Origin of the sequence: Postechiella marina, assembly GCF_039538365.1 — a bacterium.
GTDB lineage: Bacteria > Bacteroidota > Bacteroidia > Flavobacteriales > Flavobacteriaceae > Postechiella > Postechiella marina.
The window spans coordinates 1-1,476 of sequence record NZ_BAABCA010000018.1; the positions used below are offsets into that span (position 1 = coordinate 1).

Genomic DNA, 1,476 nt, shown 5'->3' on the forward strand with positions numbered 1-1,476 from the left:
ATACTTTGCATGGGCCTACCAAGACCATCATAATATGCTATGCTTTCTATCTTTTCATTGTTTTCTAAACTAGAAACATTTGTTGTTTCTTTTCTTGGAGTTATAGTATATACATAATTCTCATCACTTAGTTCACACGCCGATGCTACCGGACAACCATTATTACCCGCTGTACCTGATTGAGTTGGACATTGATCACTATTATCATTAACATAACCTGAAGGTTGTGAGCATGCAGATGTTGTACTATTTGGATCTCCTAGTCCATCGCCATCACTATCTTGATACCAGGTACTAGGTTGGGTAATAGTATAACTCCTGCTGCTGGAGCTAGTGCTCCATGTGCCACCGCTATTTCTTGCGCGTAAATATTGTACCGTACCACTGGTTTTGGTTATCGTACTTGATGAATTAGAGGTACTTGTGCCTGAAGCACTACTTTGCCAATACCAAGTAACTCCACTTGGAGGGGTTGCTCTAGCAATTACAGTGTTTCCACAGTTACTACTTTGTGTGGTTGGAGGGGGTGGATTTGATGGTATGGTAGATTCTGTATTTATTTCAAGATCGGCATAATAGAATTCATTGTAATTTACATCATCGTAAAAATCAACATATACATAATCTCCTTGGACTTCACTGTTCCACTTCGCGCTACTTGTGATTTTTCCATACCCGGAAGCAAAATCTAAGCCTGTAGACTGGAAATTTCCGTCACCACTAGCAATGTACCATTCGTACAGAAACAAGTTTGACGGAACGTTCCCGTTGTTTAGCCATACTGTATAGTTATTGTAAATATTCAAATTTGGGGTGTCTAGACCAGTGATATAACCATCTTGAGCATAGGATGCTTGTGTAAATATTACTGAAAGTAACAGAGTAGTAACACCTGTTTGGATGGCTTTAATTAGATTTCTTTGCTTAACCAGTATAGGGTTTAGTTTTTTCATGTTTTTTGTCTTTTAGTTTTTTGAAAGCTGCCAATAGGTCATAAGTGGGTTACCTGCTGTTTCAATAGGCTTCAGCACTAGTGAAACTATATTCAAATGGTCTATGGTGAAAATTATCTCACGACCATTTTTCATGGTGATTTCAAGCGAGCCAGCTGGAGTAATTAGCCAAGTACCATTACCTTTGCTTCCTTTAGAGAGTTCCTGTTTATAAGAACCGTCAGCGTTAAAGACCATAATACGCCCCTTAAAGGCTTCTATGAACTTTTGTTTACTGGCTTCACGCATCTTAACATGATGTTTCTTAGCAGATGTGTCCATCTTAGTTATTGAAGTGTCGTAGTCAAAAGTCCAGCTACCTATCAATTGTTCTCGTACTGTTTGCGCACTAATCGCTTGCGAAAAGCTAAACACAAAAAGTATTAACGGTATTATATAGTGTTGTGATTTCATATATTTGAATGTGTTTTTTTCTATTAATAAATTATTGCTGACCTTTATAATGGTATTGGTTTTGTGATAG

2 protein-coding genes are annotated in these 1,476 nt (G+C 37.7%); both read right to left on the reverse strand.

All coding sequences use genetic code 11. The annotated features are described in order from the left end of the window. On the reverse strand, nt 1-806 hold an 806-nt coding region (locus ABD715_RS17740), incomplete at its 3' end, for a DUF6443 domain-containing protein (protein WP_486357907.1). A 159-nt stretch (nt 807-965) separates the two neighbouring features. Beyond that, the coding region (locus tag ABD715_RS17745) for a hypothetical protein (RefSeq protein ID WP_344789673.1) at nt 966-1,476 on the reverse strand (511 nt) is incomplete at its 5' end.